The following is a 17,640-nucleotide window of genomic DNA, read 5'->3' on the forward strand; positions in this document are numbered from 1 at the left end:
CGCGGTGCGCCACCACGGCGCGGCCTCGGTGGGTGCCGGTGCCGCGGCTGGCGGGGCCGGCGTCTGGCCGGGTGGGCCCGCAGCCGCGCCGGGCGCGTCCGACGCACGGGCGCGCTGACCTGACACCGGGGCGGTTGGTCTGGACGCCGGGGCGCCCGGCACCGCCGCGGGCTCCGGAGGTCCATCCATGGCCACACGGTAGGGCGCCCCGCCCACACCCGGTTCCCCCGATCGGCCGGCCGTGTGCGCCTTCCCCTCCCCCGACCGGCTGCCGCGCTCCGGCTGACCAGGCGATGTGGCTGACCGCCGCGCCGGCGTTGGCTTGTGCCGACCTTCCGAGAACGTCCACGAACAAGGAGAGACGCCATGAGCACCACACCTCCGCAGGGCCCCCGGTCCGACGGCGCCGCCCACCAGGCCATGCCCGGCCAGACCTTCAACCCCCAGGGTCCGGACGCCTACGCCACCGGCCAGTACGCACCGACCGGTCAGTACTCGCAGCCCACCGGCCCCGGTCCCCGCCCGGAACGGCGGCGCAGCTGGTTCGCGCGGCACAAGATCCTCACCGGCCTGCTCGCCATCATCGTGCTGGTCATCCTCGTCAACGCCCTCGGCGGCGGCGGCGACGACGACAACCCCACCGCGGGCACGACGGCGCCCGGCCAGGAGGCGCCTGCTGATGAGGCGGCGCCGGAGGCCCCGGCCGAGGAGCAGGACGCGGCCGAGGCGGACGCTGCCGCGCCGGAATCGGCCGCGCCGGAGGCACCTGGCCTGGCCACGCCGGTGCGGGACGGGAAGTTCGAGTTCACCGTCACCGCGGTCCAGCCCGGCGTCGGGCAGATCGGTGACGAGATGCTCGGTGAGCAGGCTCAGGGCCAGTTCGTCCTGGTGGACCTGACCGTCACCAACATCGGCGAGGAGCCGCAGACCTTCTTCGCCGACAACCAGACGCTGGTGGACGAGCAGGGCCGGGAGCACGCCGCCGACAGCATGGCCAGCATCTACCTGGAGGGCGACGACACCTTCGTCAACGAGATCAACCCGGGGAACACGGTCACGGGCACGATCGTCTTCGACATCCCGGTCGACGCCGTGCCCACCAGCCTCGAGCTGCACGACTCGGCCTTCTCCGGCGGGGTGACCGTCTCCCTGGCGGAGTAGAGCGGGGGACATCGGCCCGGCCGGTCCTGCACCGGCCGGGCCGGTGGACGGTCAGAGAAGCATTCCGCTCCGGAGCCCGACATGTTGGAGATGCCGACATCCTTCAGAGAGAGAACCGAGGGGTTTCTCCCGATCAAGGTCGAGTCGGAAGCCGCAAGGACGCTGAGGTGAAACCAAGGTGACGTCATGCGGCTGGCGCCTCCGCGGTGACCTTGTAGCCCAGGGCGGTGAGCTCGTTGATGAGGCGCTTGGCGCGGCGTTCGGGGCTGTGCCGCCGGACGAAGTAGTCGGCGCCGAGGTCCTGGTAGGGCTGGTCCCGGTCGAGCATGTGGAAGACCGAGACCAGGATGGAGTGCTGGACGGCGCCCAGGGCCTTGGCGTGGCCACGGCGTCCCTTGATGCGGGCGTACTGCGCCGCGGAGTAGGAGGCCTTGGTCCGCACCGCCGCGGTCGCGGCGTCGTGGAGGTAGGTCCGCAACCACTTGTTGCCCTTGCGGGTCCGCCCCGACCGGGACTTCCCGGCGGACTCGTGCTGCCCCGGACAGCGCCCGGCCCAGGACGCCAGGTGCTCGGCGTCGCCGAAGACGCTCATGTCCACCCCGATCTCGGCGATGATCCCCTCCGCGGTGCGCTTGTCGATCCCGGGGGCGGTGGCCAGCAGGTCACGCTGGCGGGCGAAAGGGGCGATCACCTCATCGATCGCCTCCGACAGGCGCTCGATCGTCTCGTCCAGGTAGTCCAGCTTGGCCAGGATCTCCCCCACGACCAGGGCGTGCTGGGCACCGAAGCGCCCCCGCAGCGCCTCGCGCAGGGCCGGGATCTTCGACCGCAGCCGCCCCTTGGCCAGGTCCGCCAGCGCGCCGGGGTCCGGCGCCCCGCCAACCAGGGCCCTGAGCATCGCCCGCCCGGAGACCCCCAGGATGTCGGTGGCCACCGAGGAGAGCTTCACCCCGGCGTCCTGCAGGACCTTGTCCAGCCGCTGGGCCTCCCGGCCCCGCTCCTCGATCTGGGCCTTGCGGTACCGGGTCAGGTTCCGCAGCTCCCGGATCTCCTTCGGCGGGACGAAGGAGGGCCGCACCAGCCCGTGCGCCACGAGCTGGGCGATCCCCGCCGCATCGGCCATGTCCGTCTTGCGGCCCGGGACGTTGCGCAGGTGCCGGGCGTTGAGCAGCCAGCACCCGAAGGCGTCCTCCAGCACGTAGTACACCGGCTTCCAGTACACCCCGGTGGACTCCATCCCCACCAGCAGCACCCCGAAGGACGTCAACCAGTCCCGCAGCGCCAGCAGGTCCTTCGTCATCGTCCCGAACGTCGCCGTCTCGGTCTGCACCTCCGTGCCGGTCGTGATCCGCACGCACGCCACGACCGTGTCCTTGTGCACGTCCAGACCCGCGCACCGCTCCACCAGCGTCTCCACCACAACCACCTCCACCAGTCGGCACCGACAAGGGCGGGTCGCCTGGGGAGCTTCACCACAGAGGAGTCTGAGGTACGCGCTCGAAGCAGCAGTTCCAGGTGCCCGAAGCTCCCACGTCACACTCCGGAGCGGGCTCGACCAGCACCAAGTCGATCCGACGTCGACAGGCGACCCACAGACAAGGTTTCCCCCGCTCCATGCGGGCCGCAAGGCCCCGCCACCACTCCGGAGTGGATCCGGCTGACGACGATCAAATCCGGAGCACGCAACCGCGATCATCTCCGGAGTGGATATCGGTCATATAGCACGCATTTTCCACTCCGGTGTGAGTATGAGTAACTGCAAACCACCTCCGGAGTGGATGTCGGTCATATAGCACGCATTTTCCACTCCGGAGTGAGTACGAGTAACAGCAACCATCTCCGGAGTATATATAGATGCCAGGCACATGGCACGCATTTCCTGCTCCGGAGTCACGACGCCGCCGGTCAGCGTTCCCCGGTCGGCTCCCCACGAGCGAGCGCCCGGGCGGCGGCGGGCCGCGCCCGCAGCAGGACCAGGCCGAGCAGGAACCACCCCGCGGCGATCACCAGCGCCAGCCGGCTCGCGCTGACCAGCACGGTCAGGATCACCAGCCCGCCGACGACCGGCACCACCACGTACGCCGGCCCCTTGCCGGCGAAGTAGCGCACCGTCGCGGCGTGCAGGAACACGAACGCCACCAGCGCACCCACGGTCACCATCGAGGAGAGCACCTCCAGCCCGTCCGCCCGGGTAGCGGCCGCCGTCGCCATGACGAGGGTGACGGCGGCGGAGAGCAGGATGCTGTTGCGGGGCGCCCGCCCGCGGGGGTCGACCCGGGCCAGCACGGAGGGCAGCGCCCCCTCCCGGCCCATCGCGAAGAGCAGCCGGGCGACCGCCGCCTGGGCCACCAGCGCGGAGAAGACCGGTCCGACGGCGCGCACCACCGTCACCACCGAGGAGAACCAGCTGCCGACGGCGGCGTCGAGCATGGTGTAGAACGCCGTGCCCTGCGCGGCCGGGTCGGCCTGCAGCGCCGCGGCGGAGACCGGGTTGAGCAGCGCCCCGAGGTAGGTCTGGAGCACGAACAGCGCGCCGGCGAGGACGAGGCAGAACTGCAGCGCGCGGCCCACCTGGTCGGTGCTGCCGGTGACCTCCTCGGCGAAGGTCGCGATGGCGTCGAAGCCGAGGAACGCCAGGATGGCGACGGTGGCGGCGCCGAGCACGCCGGTGACGTCCAGCCCGGCCTCGCCGGTCAGCGGGGTGAGCCAGCCGCGCTCCGGCCCGTGCCGGACCAGGAAGGCCGCGGCAGCGACGACGAACGCGCCGAGCACCACCAGCTCCACCACCAGCACCGTCATCCCGACCCGGGCGGCGAGCTTCACGCCGCCGAGGTTGAGGGCGGTGACCAGGACGACGGCGGCCAGGGTGAAGACCCACACTGGCACCGCGGGCACCAGGGCGTGGCAGGCGATGCCGGCGAACAGCGAGGCCACGGACGGGATGAAGAGGTAGTCCAGCGCGATCATCCAGCCGGCGAGGAACCCCGGGCGCGGCCCGAGCCCGGCGCTGGCGTAGGCGTAGACCGAGCCGGCCCGCGGCACCGCGGCGGACATCCGGGCGTAGGACCAGGCGGTGAAGGACATCGCCACGGTGGCGACCACGAACACCAGCGCGACGGCGCCGCCGCCGCGGGCGTCGAGCACCCCGAAGGTCCCCATCGGGGCGGTCACGCCGATGAAGAGCAGGCCGTAGACGACCAGGTCGCGCAGGCGGAGGACGTGGCGCAGCGCCGGCGCGGCCGGGCCAGGATCGGAGGCGCCGGGACCGGCGGGACCGGCGGAACCGGCGGCACCAGCAGGACCGGCACCGGCACCAGCGGGACCGGGCCCGCCGCCAGGACCGACGCCCGGGCCGCGACCGGGACCGCCGGAACCGTCACCAGGACGGGCGCCGTCGGCACCCGCGGGAGTAGCCACCGGCCGAGCCTAGGCACGACCCGCCAGGCCCCGCACCGGCAGCCGGGTGAGGCTGAGAGGATCGGGGCATGTCCGCCGCCGCCCCCGCCCTGAACCTCCTCCTGGACGACCTCGAGGACGCCGGCGGGCCCACCCCGGACGGCCTGTACGACGCCTTCACCGCCTGGGCGGCGGGGACGGGCCTGGCGCCCTACCCGCACCAGGAGGAGGCGCTGATGTCGCTGGTGTCCGGGGAGCACGTCATCCTCTCCACCCCCACCGGCTCCGGGAAGTCCCTGGTCGCCGTCGGCGCGCTCTTCACCACCCTGGCCAGCGGCCGGACCGGCTACTACACCGCCCCGCTCAAGGCGCTGGTCTCGGAGAAGTTCTTCGACCTGGTGGACCTGTTCGGCTCGGCCAACGTCGGCATGGTCACCGGCGACACCGCGATCAACCCCGCCGCGCCGATCATCTGCTGCACCGCGGAGATCCTGGCCAACCAGGCGCTCCGCGACGGCGCGGACACCGACGCCGGGGTGGTGGTGATGGACGAGTTCCACTTCTACGCCGACCCCCAGCGCGGCTGGGCCTGGCAGGTGCCGCTGCTGGAGCTGCCCAAGCGCCAGTTCCTGCTCATGTCCGCCACGCTCGGCGACGTCTCCTTCTTCGCCGCCGACCTGCGCCGGCGGACCGGACGGGAGGTCTCCGTCGTCGCCGACGCCGAGCGGCCCGTCCCGCTGACCTACGCCTACTCCGTCGAGCCCATCCAGGACGTCCTGCTCGAGCTCGTCCAGACCCACCGGGCGCCGGCGTACGTGGTGCACTTCGCGCAGAAGGACGCCGTCGAGCGGGCCCAGTCCCTCACCTCGGTGCAGGTGGCCACCCGGGAGCAGCGTGACCGGATCGCCGACGCCCTGGGCGACTTCCGGTTCGGGCCCGGCTTCGGGGCCACCTTGTCCCGGCTGCTGCGGCTGGGCATCGGGGTGCACCACGCCGGGATGCTGCCGCGCTACCGCCGGCTGGTCGAGCGGCTCACCCAGGCCGGGCTGCTGGGCGTGGTGTGCGGCACCGACACCCTCGGGGTGGGCATCAACGTGCCCATCCGCACGGTGGTCCTGACGTCGCTGACGAAGTTCGACGGCGAGCGCTCCCGGCACCTGACCGCCCGGGAGTTCCACCAGATCGCCGGGCGGGCCGGCCGGGCCGGGTTCGACACCACCGGCGAGGTCATCGTCCAGGCCCCGGAGCACGTGATCGAGAACGCCCGCGCGCTGGCCAAGGCCGGCGACGACGAGCGCAAGCGCCGCAAGGTGGTGCGCAAGAAGGCCCCGGCCGGCGTCGTGAACTGGACGGACAAGACCTTCGAGCGGCTCCGGGACGCCGCGCCCGAGCCGCTGACCAGCCAGTTCCGGGTGACCCACACCATGGTCCTGGCCGTCCTGGCCCGGCCCGGGGACCCGGTGGCCGCGATGTACCGGCTGGTCACCGACAACCACGAGCCGAAGGTCGAGCGCAACCCGCACCTGCGCCGGGCGGTGGAGATCTACCGGTCGCTGCGCGCCGCGGGCGTGGTCGAGCACGCGGACGCCGGGTGGCGCCTGGCCCACCCGGGCGAGCCGTACGTGCGGCTGACCGTGGACCTGCCGCGGGACTTCGCGCTCAACGCCCCGCTGTCCCCGTTCGCGCTGGCGGCCCTGGACCTGCTCGACGCCGACAGCCCGGACTTCGCCCTCGACGTCGTCTCGGTCATCGAGGCGACCCTGGAGGACCCCCGCCCGCTGCTGTACGCCCAGGCGCACGCCGCCCGCGGCGAGGCGGTGGCGGCGATGAAGGCCGAGGGCATCGAGTACGAGGAGCGGATGGCGCTGCTGGAGGACGTCACCTGGCCCCGGCCGCTCGCCGAGCTCCTGGACGCGGCGCTGGCCACCTACCGGCAGACCAACCCGTGGGTCGCCGACTACGAGCTCCGGCCCAAGTCGGTGGTGCGGGAGATGGTCGAGCAGGCGATGACCTTCACCGAGCTGGTCTCCCGCTACCAACTCGCCCGCTCCGAGGGCGTCGTGCTGCGCTACCTCACCGACGCCTACCGGGCGCTGCGCCAGGTGGTGCCGGACTCGGCGCGGACGGCGGAGGTGGTCGCGATCATCGACTGGCTCGGGCAGCTGGTGCGCTCGGTGGACTCCTCCCTGCTGGACGAGTGGGAGGCGCTGGCCGCCGGCGCGGCGGCGTCCGCCGGGGCGGCGGTGGTGCCGGACGAGGGGGCCCCGGTCGAGCGCCGGTTCGGGGAGGGGCCCGACGGCGAGCTGCCGGTGACCCGGAACCGGCACGCCTTCCGGGTGGCGGTCCGCAACTCGGTGTTCCGGCGGGTCGAGCTCCTGGCCCGGGAGGCCTACGACGCCCTCGGCACCCTCGACGGCGCCGCCGGGTGGGACGCCGACCGGTGGGCACGGGCGCTGGCGCCGTACTGGGCGGAGAACGACTGGCTCGGCACCGGGCCCGAGGCCCGGGCCGGGGCGCTGGTGCAGGTGCTGGAGGAGCCGACCGCTGCCGACTGGGCGGCGGTGGGGTCCGGCGGCCCGGAGGGCGGCGCGGACGGCGGCCCGGAGGGCGGCCCCGACGGCGGGCCGGAGGGCGGCCGTCGCTGGCTGGTCCGCCAGACCTTCGACGACCCGGCCGGGGACCACGACTGGGGGCTGACCGTGGTGGTGGACCTGGACGCCTCCGACGCCGCCGGGCAGCCGGTCCTGCAGCCGGTGGCGCTCGGGCCGCGGTAGGGGGCGCTGCTCGGCGGCGGTTCGCCGGGTCCGAGCCTGCGCCCGGCGGGAGGTGGCACGATCACCGCATGAGCCGGCCACGACGCACCGCGAGCACACCGGCGCTGAAGGTCCTCGCCGGGGCCGGGGTGCCGTACACGGTCCGCGCGTACGACCACGACCCGCGCGCCGGCGTCGGCTACGGCCAGGAGGCGGTCGCGGCGCTCGGGGAGGACCCGCGGCGGGTGTACAAGACGCTCCTCGCCAGCGTGGACGGGCAGCTGACCGTCGCGGTCGTCCCGGTGGACCACCAGCTCGACCTGCGCAAGCTCGCGCGGGCGCTGGGCGCCAAGCATGCCGAGATGGCCGACCCGGCCGCCGCCGAGCGGGCCACCGGATACGTGCGCGGGGGCATCTCACCGCTCGGCCAGCGCACCGCGCTGCCGACGGTGGTCGACGCCGGCGCGCTGGAGCATCCGACCGTCCTGGTCAGCGCGGGCCGGCGCGGGCTGGACGTCGAGCTCGCGCCCACCGACCTCGTCGCCCTCACCGGCGCTTCCACGGCCCCGCTGGGCCGCCCGTGAGCGTCGGCCGTGGCCGCTCGGCGGCGCCCGGGCGGCCGCGGGTGCCCGAGCCCGACGTCGCCGCCCACCTCGCCCCGGTGCCGCCCGTGGCGCTCGGCGCGGCCACGGTGACCGCGGCGGACCTCACCGGCGCCGACCTGGTCGGCGCCGAGCTGTCCGCTGCCCAGGTCGAGGGCTCGGCGCTGGACCGGCTCCGGGCCGCCGGCGGGAGCTGGCGGCGCACCACCCTGGTGGACTGCCGGCTCGACGGCGCCGACCTGGCCAACCTGCGCACCGCGGACCTGGCCCTGGTCCGGTGCAGCCTGCGCGAGGTCCGCCTCACTGGCGCCCAGCTCACCGGTGCCCGGCTGCGGGCGGTCCGGCTCGAGGGGGCGCAGGCGTCGCTGAGCAGCTGGCGCGGCGCGCGGCTGCAGCACGTCGTGCTCACCGGGTGCGACCTGCGCGAGGCGGACCTGTCCGGGGCGAAGCTGACCGACGTCTGGTTCGAGGACTGCGACCTGGGCGGTGCCCAGCTCGACGGCGCGCGCTGCGAGCGGGTCCGGCTCTCCGGCTGCCGGCTGACCGGGATCGGCGGGGTAACCGGGCTGCGCGGCGCCGCGGTGGACGCCGACAGCGGGCACGACCTGCTCCCGCTGCTCGCCGGCGCCCTGGGCATCGCCCTGGTGGACTAACGGCGGGCGAGAACGTCCCAGCCCCGAGCAGCCGGCGCGGCCTCACGCGCAGCAGCGGGACGTCCAGTCCTCATCCCACCACCGGAGCGGCTGGACATGGCGCGCAGCCAGAAATGACATCGGCAACCCCATTGTGCCCGGTGCACGCCGGCGTACCTTCAAGCCTGGGGACACCACCCAGTGGAGGAGCACATCGATGTGCATCGCAGACACCCGACCCCTACGCCAGGGCCAAGACGCGGGGGATCATGGCGAACGGCATCGAGGTGTCGTTGCCTCTGGGGAGGGTGCCCAGCCGGAGTCCAGCCATGAACGGTGATGTGCTCCGACGGGATATCGATTGGGACGCGCTAGACCTCGCGGGCGCGTTCGAGAGGGCGGCACAGGCCGACTCGGGAGCAGGTTCTGACGGGTTACTGGCCGCAGCAAGTGGCGAGGACGGAGCCAACTTCTTCCTGGTCACCGTGCCGTCGAGCCCGACGTGGGCCGCGGAGTACCTCTTCTATACCCGACACGACGGCGAGCGCGACCACTTCCGCATCAGCTACATCGTGCGCATGGACGAGCCGGAGCTCACCGAGGCAGGCTGCGCCTACGAACGGCGGGAGGGTGGTCGGCGCTACCACTACGGCGTCCTTCGTCGGACAGATCCCCTCGCGGTCATCCGCGTGCGCGTCGGGGACTCCGGCTGGACGATGCTCGGACGACAGGCCGGAGGGTGGTTCGTCTTCCTGCAACTCTCCGACGACCCCGCAGCGGAGCTGCTCGTCGAGCAGCAGTCTCCCGACTGCTGGGAGGAGATCATCTCCTTGTGAGCAATAGATGCACCGGTACGTGGCTCGAGCCGGCGGGATGCGGCGCCACTTCCGTGGCCGAAAGCCGCCAGCCGCCGTCGGCGGGGCGTGCCAGGGTGGAGGCATGGCCCCGCAGATGACCTTCGGCGAGCGGTACGCGGCGATCTCGTCGCGCGACGCGCGGTTCGATGGGCAGTTCGTCACCGCCGTGCGGTCGACGGGCATCTACTGCCGGCCGTCGTGCCCCGCGCGCACGCCGAAGCCGGCGAACGTCACCTTCTTCCCGACCAGCGCCGCCGCGCACGAGGCCGGGTACCGGGCGTGCAAGCGATGCCTGCCCGAGGCGGCGCCCGGATCCCCCGACTGGAACGTGCGCGGCGACGTCGCCGGCCGGGCGATGCGACTCATCGTCGACGGCGTGGTCGAGCGGGAGGGCGTCCCGGGGCTGGCCGCGCGGCTGGGGTACTCCTCGCGCCACCTGACGCGGCTGCTGGCGGCCGAGCTCGGCGCCGGGCCGCTCGCGCTGGCCCGCGCGCACCGCGCCCACACGGCGCGGGTGCTGCTGGTGGGCACCGACCTCCCCGCCGCCGACGTGGCGTTCGCGGCGGGCTTCGCGAGCGTGCGCCAGTTCAACGACACCGTGCGCGAGGTCTTCGGGATGACCCCGACCGAGCTGCGCGCGCGTCGCCGCGGCACGCCCCACGCACCCACGGGCATCGACCTGGCCCTGCCCTACCGCGAGCCGTTCGACCCCGCCGGCCTGTTCGCCTGGATGGGCGCGCGCGCCGTGCCGGGCGTCGAGGAGGGCGACGAAGCGTCGTTCGCCCGCACGCTCAGGCTGCCCCACGGCCCGGCCTGGTTCCGGCTCAGCCACCGGGACGGGCGGCTGCGGCTGGAGGCCCGGCTCGAGAGCCTGGCCGACCTGTCGACGCTCGTCTCGCGCGCCCGGCGCTTGTTCGACCTCGACGCCGACCCGGTCGCGATCGACCAGGCGCTGGCGCGGCACCCCGAGCTCGCGCCGCACGTGGCGGCGAACCCCGGCACCCGCCTCCCGGGGACGGCGGACCCGCACGAGCTGCTGATCCGGGCCATGGTCGGCCAGCAAATCTCGGTCGCCGCGGCCCGCACGCACCTGACGCGCCTCACCGAGGCGCTGGGCGAGCGGGTCGAGCTGGCCGGCGAGCAGCGGCTGCTGTTCCCGACCATGACCGCGATCGCCGAGCGCGGGGCCGAGGTGCTGCGCGGCCCGGCCGCGCGCACCCGGGCGGTCACCGGTGCCGCCGCCTCGCTCGCCGCGGGTGATCTGACGCTGACGACCGGCGACGACGCGACGGAGCAGCGCGCCGCCCTGATGGCGATGCCCGGCATCGGCGCGTGGACGAGCGACTACGTGCGGATGCGGGTGACCGGCGACCCCGACGTCCTGCTCACCGGCGACGTCGCCCTGCGGGCGGGAGCCGCCCGGGCGGGGATCCCGCCCGGGCCCCGCGAGCTCGCGGCCTGGGCCGTGCGCGCCGCTCCCTGGCGCTCCTACCTGTCCATGCACCTGTGGCGCCTGGCCGCCGGGCCTGCCGTCGCCGTCGGTAGCGCCGGATCGACAGCGGGGCCGGCCCGCGGCCAGCCGCGCCAGGTCGCACCCCGCACGTCCGTCCGGCTCCCGGACCCCGCCGAGGAGGCATCATGACCGCGACCCTGCAGACCGTCGACACGCCCGACGGGCCGTTCACGATCGTCGCCGACGCCGACGGCGCGGTGCTCGCGTCGGGCTGGACGGGCGACCCCGAGGCGACGCTCGCCCGCATCCACCCGACGCTGCGCCCGACCGGGGTGCGCGAGGGTGACACCGACGCCGCCGGAGCCGTCCGCGCCTACTACGACGGCGACCTGGCCCGGATCGACGGCGTGCCGGTGCGGCAGCGCGGCACCGCGCTGCAGGCGGCCGGGTGGGCGGCCCTGCGCCGCATCGCCCCGGGCTCGCCGCTCAGCTACACCGCCTTCGCCGACGCGCTGGGCTCGCCGCGCGCCGTGCGCGCCGCCGCCTCGGTCTGCGCGCGAAACGCCCCCGCGCTGTTCGTGCCGTGCCACCGCGTGCTGCGCGGCGACGGATCTCTCGGCGGCTTCGCCTGGGGGCTCGACGTCAAGCGCGCGCTCCTCGCGCGGGAGGCCGCCACTTGAGCTGACCCGGCCTGAGGCTGAGCTGAGGTGTCGGTCTCGGCGCCCGCGGTGAGGCCGCCACTCGAGGTGGACCCGGCATCGGCGTCCGCGGGCGCGCCGGTCGGACCCGAACCGGCCGGGTCACGCCCGGGCGGCCTTCGCGGCCGCCTTGGCCGCCCGCTTGGTCTCCCGCACCCGGGCCAGGGACTCGCCGTCGACGATGTCCGCGACGGACCGGAAGGACCCCTCCTCGCCGTACGCCCCGGCCGCCTCGCGCCACCCGGGGGCGGTCAGCCCCCGCTGCTTGCCGAGGAGCGCGAGGAAGATGCGGGCTTTCTGCTCGCCGAAGCCCGGCAAGGCCTTGAGGCGACGCAGCACCTCCGCGCCGTCGGGGTCGCCGGCCGTCCAGATCGCCGCGGCGTCGCCGTCGTAGTGCTCCACGAGGTAGGCGGCCAGGGCCTGGATCCGCTCCGCCATGGCTCCGGGGTAGCGGTGCACCGCGGGCGGGGTCCGGCACGCCTCGGCGAGCGCCTCGGGGTCGAGGTTGGCGACCAGGTGCGGGTCGAGGCCGCCGAGCCGGTCGTGGAGCTTCTGGGGGCCGGCGAACGCCGTCTCCATGGCGACCTGCTGGTCGAGCAGCATGCCGACGAGCAGGGCGAAGTCGTCGCTGGAGAGCAGGGCGTCGGCGGCCGCGTCGCCGGTGATGTGCAGGTCCATGGGGCGATCCTGCCACCGGCGGCGCCGGCCCGTCCGCCCCCCGCCGTCGTCGTCGCACGGGCAGGCGCCGGGCCGCCGTCGTCAGCCGGGCAGGCGCACCGGGCCGCCGTCGTCAACCCTGCAGGCGCACCCTCCCCGGCCGTCGTCATCCGGGCAGGCGCACCGGGCCGCCGTCGGCCCGCTCCGCGGAGTGCTCCACGGTCCGCCCACCAGACGGACCGTCCCCGCCCTCCTCCGCCGCGCCGCCGACCTCGTCCCGCGGCGCGATGATCCCCAGCCGCTCGAGCAGGAAGAGGAAGGCGGCGGCATAGGGGTTGTCCGCGGTCCGCGCGGCCACCTCGGCCCAGTCGACCTGCTCGCGCAGCGCGCGGGCCACCGGCAGCAGGTTGCCGAAGTCGCAGCGCTGCTCGGTCAGCACCCGGAGCTTCTCGGCGAGGACGTCGGTGGCCGGCAGTACAGGCATAGGCACCCCGAACACGGTGTGCTCGCTCGTTCGGTCGAGCATGTCCTCGCCCACCGGGTCGCGGCCGAGCCGGAAGATGAGGTCGACGAGCGCGTCGCCCTTCCAGGCCTTGAACAGCCAGTCCTCCACCGGGTCCTCGACCCGCAGGTCGGTGGCCGCCAGCGCCTCGCGGGCCTGGGCGACGTCGGCCTCGCGGATGACGAAGTCGGCGTCGTGGTCGGACTCGGGCGCCCCATGCACCCACGCGGCGAACCCGCCGGCCAGGGCGAAGCGCAGCCCGGCCCCGCTCAGGGTGGCCCCGACGATGCGCATCGCCTCGTGGAGCTCGTCTCGGTCGCGGTCGTCCATGGCACGGGTGTACACGACGAGGGGCGCCGCCGCACCGCCACCGGCACAATCGAGGGTGATGCGCATCGTGACCTTCAACATCCTGCACGGCCGGTCCGTCGACGACGGCGAGGTGGACCTGGACCGGTTCGCCGACGCCGTCCGCACCCTGGACCCCGACGTCCTCGCCCTGCAGGAGGTGGACCGGGACCAGCCCCGCTCCCACGGCGCCGACCTGACCACCGTGGCCGCAGAGGTGATGGGCGCCGTCGAGCACCGGTTCGTCGCCACCATGCAGGGCACCCCGGACCGGTGGACCGCCGCCACCGGCGAGGAGCAGCCGGGCGCGGCGGTCTACGGCACCGCGCTGCTGAGCCGCTACCCGGCCGACGCCTGGCGGGTGCTCTCCCTGCCCGGCCCGCAGCAGCGGGTCCCGGTGACCTTCCCGGGCCGGCAGCGGCCGGTGCTGGTGCAGGACGAGCCGCGCACCGCCCTGGCGATGACCGTCCGGACCCCGGCCGGGCCGTGCACGGTGGTCGGCACGCACCTGACGTTCGTCCCGGGCTGGAACACTGCCCAGCTGCGCCACCTGGTCCGGGCGGTGCGGGACATGACCCGCCCGCTGCTGCTCATGGGCGACCTCAACCTCGCCGGCGGCGCCCCGGCCCGCACCAGCGGCTTCCGCCCGCTGGCCACCGCCATGACCTTCCCGGTGGACGAGCCCACCGAGCAGCTCGACCACATCCTTGCCGACGGCGACGTGCGGGTCAGCGAACCGGCCCGGTCCCTGCGGATGGCGCTGTCCGACCACCGCGCGCTCACCGTCTCGGTCGAGCTCGGCCCGGCCGCTGCTGAGCCGGTCGCGAGCGGGGCCGGGCGGACGACGGCGTCCGCGGCGTCCGGGCCGGCGGCGTCCGCGGCGTTCGGGACGACGGCGGCCGGACCAGCGGCAACTGGGACGACGGCTTCCGCGGCGGCGGCGTCCGGACCGGCAGCGTCCGGGGGCGAGCCGCCCGCGTAGGGTCAGGGCCGTGGAGGACATCGCGGCGAACCTGGCCGCCGTGCGGGCGCGGATCGCCGAGGCCGCAGGCGTCGTCGGCCGGGACCCGGGCGAGGTCCGGCTGCTGCTGGCGGTGAAGAACCAGCCGGTCGACGCCGTCCGGGCCGCGCTGGCCGCCGGGGCAGACCTGCTCGGGCACAACCGCGTCCAGGAGGCCGCCACCATCGGAGCGGCGCTGGCGGAATCGGAGGTCCCGCCGCACGAGACGCACTTCATCGGCCGGCTGCAGAGCAACAAGGTAAGCCAGGTGCTGCGCTGGGTCTCGTGCGTGCAGGGGGTGGACTCCGCCCGGCTCGCCGAGCGCCTGGCTGCAACGGTCGCCCGCGCAGGGCGCCCGGACGACGGGCCGGCGCAGGCAGCAGGTACGGCGCAGTCAGCGGGTGCAGCGCAGGCCGCGAGTGCTGGCCAGCTGGGGCAGGCCGCGAGTGCTGGCCAGCCGGGGCAGGCCGCGGGTACTGACCAGCCGGGGCAGGCGGCAGTGGTCGACCCGCTCGACGTCCTGGTCCAGGTCAACGTCTCCGGCGAGGCCACCAAGGCCGGCTGCTCCCCCGCCGAGGCGGTGGAGCTGTGCGCGGCCGTCGGTCGGCTGCCTCAGCTGCGGCTGCGCGGGCTGATGACGATCGGTGCCCACTCGGCCGACCTCGGCGTGGTCCGGGCAGGTTTCGAGCACCTGGCCGCCCTGCGCGCCGAGGTGCTGGCCAGCGGCGCGCCCGGGACGGAGACGGCCCGGGAGCTGAGCATGGGGATGAGCGGGGACCTGGAGGCGGCGATCGCCGCCGGCGCGACGATCGTGCGGGTCGGCACCGCGGTCTTCGGCGCGCGGTAGCGGCGCCCGGCACGGTCGGCTGCCCGCCCAGGCTCCCTGGCCGCCTCACTCAGCTGTCGCTACTGCTGGACTGGCTCACGGGCCCAGCGCTGCCGACGCCGAGCCAGCGGTCGCGGGGACGGCGGATCCTCGACTACTGTTTCCGACAGCAGGACCACGGGTAATGCCGAGCCCCAGCGGAGGACGAGATGGGATTCATCAAGAACGCGCTCAAGTCAGGTGTGGCGCTCAAGGGCGTCCAGATCCTCCGTCGGGAAGCAGCGAAGCCGGAGAACCAGCGCAAGGCCAGGGAGCTGGCCAACAAGCTGCGCCAGCGCGGCGGCAAGCGCCCGCACTGACACCTGCCCGGGTTGGCGCAGCTGTTGGGCGCGTAGCCCTGGACCCCCAGCACCTCCTGCACGAGCACTTCAGCCGGTGAGCGCTGGGGCGTCGGCGCGTATGCCGGCGGTGGCGTACTGACCGAGTCGCCAGCGGCGGCAAGACCAGAGGACGCCGGCAACGGCCGCCTTCACCCCCAGCCCTCGGCTCGGGGCGCCTTCCCAGCCATGTCGGCGCGGGCGCCATCCCAGCCGGCCAGCGCCGGGCGCCGTCGACCCGGCCGGCACCGGGCGCCGTCAGCCGGTCAGCTCCGGGCCCTGTCGCGGAACCGCTCCGGCACCCGGTCCCGGGCGTAGGTGATCTCGGTCTGGCCGTGCGGGGTCGGCCGGCCGTCCGCGCCGAGGTTCACGAAGACCAGCGTGTCGATGGTCAGGATGGTGTGCCGGGTGAAGAGGTTGCGGACCTGCGCGCGCATGGTCAGCGACGTCCGGCCGAACCGGGTGGCCCGCAGCCCCATCTCGACCACGTCGCCCTGCTCGGCGGAGCTGACGAAGTTGATCTCCGACATGTACTTCGTGACGACCCGCTCGCTGCCGAGCTGGATCATCACGTAGATCGCCGCCTCCTCGTCGATCCACCGCAGCAGGCTGCCGCCGAAGAGCGTCTGGTTGGCGTTGAGGTCTTCGGGCCGGATCCACTTCCGGGTACGGAAGTTCACCTCGTCGTCGTCAGGGCTCATGGGGCACACGGTACGTGCACTTCCGACCGCGGCGCCCTGCCGGCCGCGCGCCGGACGCACCACCGGGCCGGGGGTCCCCCGGCGACCTCTGAGCCATCCGACCCACCGCAGGTCCGCCGTTACCGACGGACCGACCGGTCGGCCGGTCAGGGCACCCGGTAGGTCCAGCCGTCGCTGAGGAACTTCGTCTCCATGAGCTCCTCGGCCCGGGCGATCTCCTCCGGCCGGTAGTCCGAGAGCTGGGTGCGGTACCGGCCGCGGAAGTGGGCGAGGAAGGCCTCGATGATGGCCTCCCGGCTCATGCCGGTCTGCGAGCGCATGGGGTCCACCCGCTTGTTGGCGCTCTTGACGCCCTTGTCGGACATCTTCTCCCGGCCGATGCGCAGGACGTCGAGCATCTTGTCCGCGTCGATGTCGTAGCTCATCGTCACGTGGTGCAGCACGACGCCGGAGGCGAACCGCTTCTGCGCGGCGCCGCCGATCTTGCCGGCGTCGGAGGCGATGTCGTTCAGCGGCACGTAGCGGGCCCGGACGCCGACGTCGGCGAGCGCGCCGAGCACCCAGTCGTCGAGGAAGGCGTAGGACTGCTCGAAGCTCAGGCCCTCCACCAGCGAGCCGGGCACCACCAGCGAGTAGGTGATGCAGTTGCCCGGCTCCATGAACATGGCGCCGCCGCCGGAGATGCGGCGGACGACGCTCATCCCGTGCCGCTGGAGCGCCTCGAGGTCCACCTCGTTGCGCACGGACTGGAAGGAGCCGATGACCACGAGCGGGGCGTTCCACTCCCAGATCCGCATCGTCGGCCCGCGCCGGCCGGCCGCCACCTCGCCGGGGATGACCTCGTCCAGGGCGACGTTGAGCGCGGGGTGGACGGGCTCGCCGTGGATGACGTCGAAGGTGTGGTCGCCCCAGCCGGTGGCCCTGCCCAGGGCGCGGCGCACCGCGATGCCCACGGCCTCCGGGGAGAAGCCGACCATGGCCACCCCGTCGTGCAGCGCCCCGCCGATGGCCTGGGCGAGCTGGGCCGCGGTGGCGGTCTCGGGCATGCCGTCCAGGGCTGCGTCGATGTCCTCCAGCGCGCTGTCCGGCTCGAGGAAGAAGTCCCCGGAGACGCGCACCCCGGCCAGCCGGCCGTCCTTGACCTCCAGGTCCACCGCGACGAGCTTGCCTCCGGGAACCTTGTACTCACCATGCACTCCCCCAGCCTAATGATGGGCTCGTCGAGGATCGCGCGCGCTCGGACCGCCGTCGCCCGAAACACCGGGTGCTGGCCGCCGTCGTTGGCGGCACCGGATCCGCCGGCCGCCGTCGCCGACAGCACCCGGCCCGCAACAGCTCCGGACGCCGGGGTAGCTACCGCAGCGATGGTGTTCGCCCCGAGCTCTGCCCTGGCTCGCGCCGACCGGGCTCCGCGCTCGTCCCCCGGGTGCACCTGCCCGGCATTCACCACCCCGCGCCGGCACCGTCCGTGTGGTACTTGTGGGCGGTTTCACGGCGCCGGAAACCGGCCACAAGTACCACACGGACGCGCGCTGCAGCCGGAGTCGAGCCCACCCGTCAGCTCAAGGGGTCGCTGCAACACCTCGCGAGGAGGCACTCGCACGCGCGTCGTTCGCGGCAGTTGCAGGAACCGGGGGCTCAGGCACCTCGCCCGCCGTCGTCGGCCCCCCGGCGCCG

General features: G+C 74.2%; 16 protein-coding genes. 10 read left to right on the plus strand and 6 right to left on the minus strand.

The window, feature by feature from the left end:
• Positions 1-366 precede the first annotated feature (366 nt).
• Positions 367-1,161, plus strand: coding sequence for a DUF4352 domain-containing protein (locus tag MF406_RS13025; RefSeq protein ID WP_242894503.1), 795 nt, complete (start codon positions 367-369; stop codon positions 1,159-1,161).
• A gap of 184 nt (positions 1,162-1,345) precedes the next feature.
• Here the strand turns inward: MF406_RS13025 and MF406_RS13030 are convergent, their stop codons facing one another.
• Positions 1,346-2,578, minus strand: a complete 1,233-nt coding sequence (locus tag MF406_RS13030) for an IS110 family transposase (RefSeq protein WP_242894505.1) — start codon at positions 2,576-2,578, stop codon at positions 1,346-1,348.
• A 488-nt stretch (positions 2,579-3,066) separates the two neighbouring features.
• Positions 3,067-4,578 carry an APC family permease gene (locus tag MF406_RS13035; RefSeq protein ID WP_242894507.1) on the minus strand — a complete coding sequence of 504 codons (1,512 nt, stop codon included), beginning with the start codon at positions 4,576-4,578 and terminating at the stop codon, positions 3,067-3,069.
• Between the two features lie 68 nt (positions 4,579-4,646).
• On the opposite strand from MF406_RS13035, the gene MF406_RS13040 reads away from it, so the two are divergent.
• The 6 genes from MF406_RS13040 (at position 4,647) to MF406_RS13065 (ending at position 11,534) form a co-directional block, all read left to right on the plus strand.
• Positions 4,647-7,331, plus strand: coding sequence for an RNA helicase (locus MF406_RS13040; RefSeq protein ID WP_242894508.1), 2,685 nt, complete (start codon positions 4,647-4,649; stop codon positions 7,329-7,331).
• Between the two features lie 68 nt (positions 7,332-7,399).
• Positions 7,400-7,894, plus strand: coding sequence for a Cys-tRNA(Pro) deacylase (gene ybaK, locus MF406_RS13045; protein ID WP_242894510.1), 495 nt, complete (start codon positions 7,400-7,402; stop codon positions 7,892-7,894).
• A 41-nt stretch (positions 7,895-7,935) separates the two neighbouring features.
• Complete coding sequence (locus tag MF406_RS13050; RefSeq protein WP_242894512.1) at positions 7,936-8,565, plus strand: pentapeptide repeat-containing protein; 630 nt, start codon at positions 7,936-7,938, stop codon at positions 8,563-8,565.
• Between the two features lie 248 nt (positions 8,566-8,813).
• The gene (locus MF406_RS13055; protein WP_242894514.1) at positions 8,814-9,380 is read left to right on the plus strand and encodes a hypothetical protein; all 567 of its coding nucleotides are present in this window, start codon (positions 8,814-8,816) and stop codon (positions 9,378-9,380) included.
• A 103-nt stretch (positions 9,381-9,483) separates the two neighbouring features.
• On the plus strand, positions 9,484-11,043 hold the full coding sequence (locus MF406_RS13060) for an AlkA N-terminal domain-containing protein (protein WP_242894515.1): 1,560 nt from the start codon (positions 9,484-9,486) through the stop codon (positions 11,041-11,043).
• Positions 11,040-11,534 carry a methylated-DNA--[protein]-cysteine S-methyltransferase gene (locus MF406_RS13065; RefSeq protein WP_242894517.1) on the plus strand — a complete coding sequence of 165 codons (495 nt, stop codon included), beginning with the start codon at positions 11,040-11,042 and terminating at the stop codon, positions 11,532-11,534. The genes MF406_RS13060 and MF406_RS13065 overlap by 4 nt, the downstream gene beginning before the upstream one ends.
• 120 nt (positions 11,535-11,654) lie before the next feature.
• Here MF406_RS13065 and MF406_RS13070 read toward each other — a convergent pair whose 3' ends face one another.
• Complete coding sequence (locus tag MF406_RS13070; protein WP_242894519.1) at positions 11,655-12,230, minus strand: HhH-GPD-type base excision DNA repair protein; 576 nt, start codon at positions 12,228-12,230, stop codon at positions 11,655-11,657.
• A gap of 145 nt (positions 12,231-12,375) precedes the next feature.
• Positions 12,376-13,041 (minus strand): hypothetical protein, encoded by a 666-nt coding sequence (locus MF406_RS13075; protein WP_242894521.1) that lies wholly within the window; start codon positions 13,039-13,041, stop codon positions 12,376-12,378.
• A 58-nt stretch (positions 13,042-13,099) separates the two neighbouring features.
• On the opposite strand from MF406_RS13075, the gene MF406_RS13080 reads away from it, so the two are divergent.
• The 3 genes from MF406_RS13080 (at position 13,100) to MF406_RS13090 (ending at position 15,244) form a co-directional block, all read left to right on the plus strand.
• A complete protein-coding gene (locus MF406_RS13080) occupies positions 13,100-14,041 on the plus strand; it encodes an endonuclease/exonuclease/phosphatase family protein (protein WP_242894523.1) in 942 nt (313 codons plus the stop codon).
• A gap of 10 nt (positions 14,042-14,051) precedes the next feature.
• Positions 14,052-14,906 carry a YggS family pyridoxal phosphate enzyme gene (locus MF406_RS13085; RefSeq protein WP_242894524.1) on the plus strand — a complete coding sequence of 285 codons (855 nt, stop codon included), beginning with the start codon at positions 14,052-14,054 and terminating at the stop codon, positions 14,904-14,906.
• Between the two features lie 188 nt (positions 14,907-15,094).
• Positions 15,095-15,244, plus strand: a complete 150-nt coding sequence (locus MF406_RS13090; protein WP_242894525.1) for a hypothetical protein — start codon at positions 15,095-15,097, stop codon at positions 15,242-15,244.
• A gap of 284 nt (positions 15,245-15,528) precedes the next feature.
• Here the strand turns inward: MF406_RS13090 and MF406_RS13095 are convergent, their stop codons facing one another.
• Both MF406_RS13095 and MF406_RS13100 read right to left on the minus strand, forming a co-directional pair.
• Positions 15,529-15,963, minus strand: a complete 435-nt coding sequence (locus tag MF406_RS13095; protein ID WP_242894527.1) for an acyl-CoA thioesterase — start codon at positions 15,961-15,963, stop codon at positions 15,529-15,531.
• 146 nt (positions 15,964-16,109) lie between these two features.
• The gene (locus tag MF406_RS13100) at positions 16,110-17,159 is read right to left on the minus strand and encodes a biotin/lipoate A/B protein ligase family protein (RefSeq protein WP_242894535.1); all 1,050 of its coding nucleotides are present in this window, start codon (positions 17,157-17,159) and stop codon (positions 16,110-16,112) included.
• Between the last annotated feature and the right edge of the window lie 481 nt (positions 17,160-17,640).

Source organism: Georgenia sp. TF02-10 (assembly GCF_022759505.1).
GTDB lineage: Bacteria > Actinomycetota > Actinomycetes > Actinomycetales > Actinomycetaceae > TF02-10.

Bases quoted from the DNA above. Each gene is read 5' to 3' on its own strand.
- MF406_RS13025 (WP_242894503.1), top strand. From the start codon at position 367: ATGAGCACCACACCTCCGCAGGGCCCCCGGTCCGACGGCGCCGCCCAC.
- MF406_RS13040 (WP_242894508.1), top strand. From the start codon at position 4,647: ATGTCCGCCGCCGCCCCCGCCCTGAACCTCCTCCTGGACGACCTCGAG.
- ybaK (WP_242894510.1), top strand. From the start codon at position 7,400: ATGAGCCGGCCACGACGCACCGCGAGCACACCGGCGCTGAAGGTCCTC.
- MF406_RS13055 (WP_242894514.1), top strand. From the start codon at position 8,814: ATGGCGAACGGCATCGAGGTGTCGTTGCCTCTGGGGAGGGTGCCCAGC.
- MF406_RS13060 (WP_242894515.1), top strand. From the start codon at position 9,484: ATGGCCCCGCAGATGACCTTCGGCGAGCGGTACGCGGCGATCTCGTCG.
- MF406_RS13065 (WP_242894517.1), top strand. From the start codon at position 11,040: ATGACCGCGACCCTGCAGACCGTCGACACGCCCGACGGGCCGTTCACG.
- MF406_RS13070 (WP_242894519.1), bottom strand. From the start codon at position 12,230: ATGGACCTGCACATCACCGGCGACGCGGCCGCCGACGCCCTGCTCTCC.
- MF406_RS13075 (WP_242894521.1), bottom strand. From the start codon at position 13,041: ATGGACGACCGCGACCGAGACGAGCTCCACGAGGCGATGCGCATCGTC.
- MF406_RS13080 (WP_242894523.1), top strand. From the start codon at position 13,100: ATGCGCATCGTGACCTTCAACATCCTGCACGGCCGGTCCGTCGACGAC.
- MF406_RS13090 (WP_242894525.1), top strand. From the start codon at position 15,095: ATGGGATTCATCAAGAACGCGCTCAAGTCAGGTGTGGCGCTCAAGGGC.
- MF406_RS13095 (WP_242894527.1), bottom strand. From the start codon at position 15,963: ATGAGCCCTGACGACGACGAGGTGAACTTCCGTACCCGGAAGTGGATC.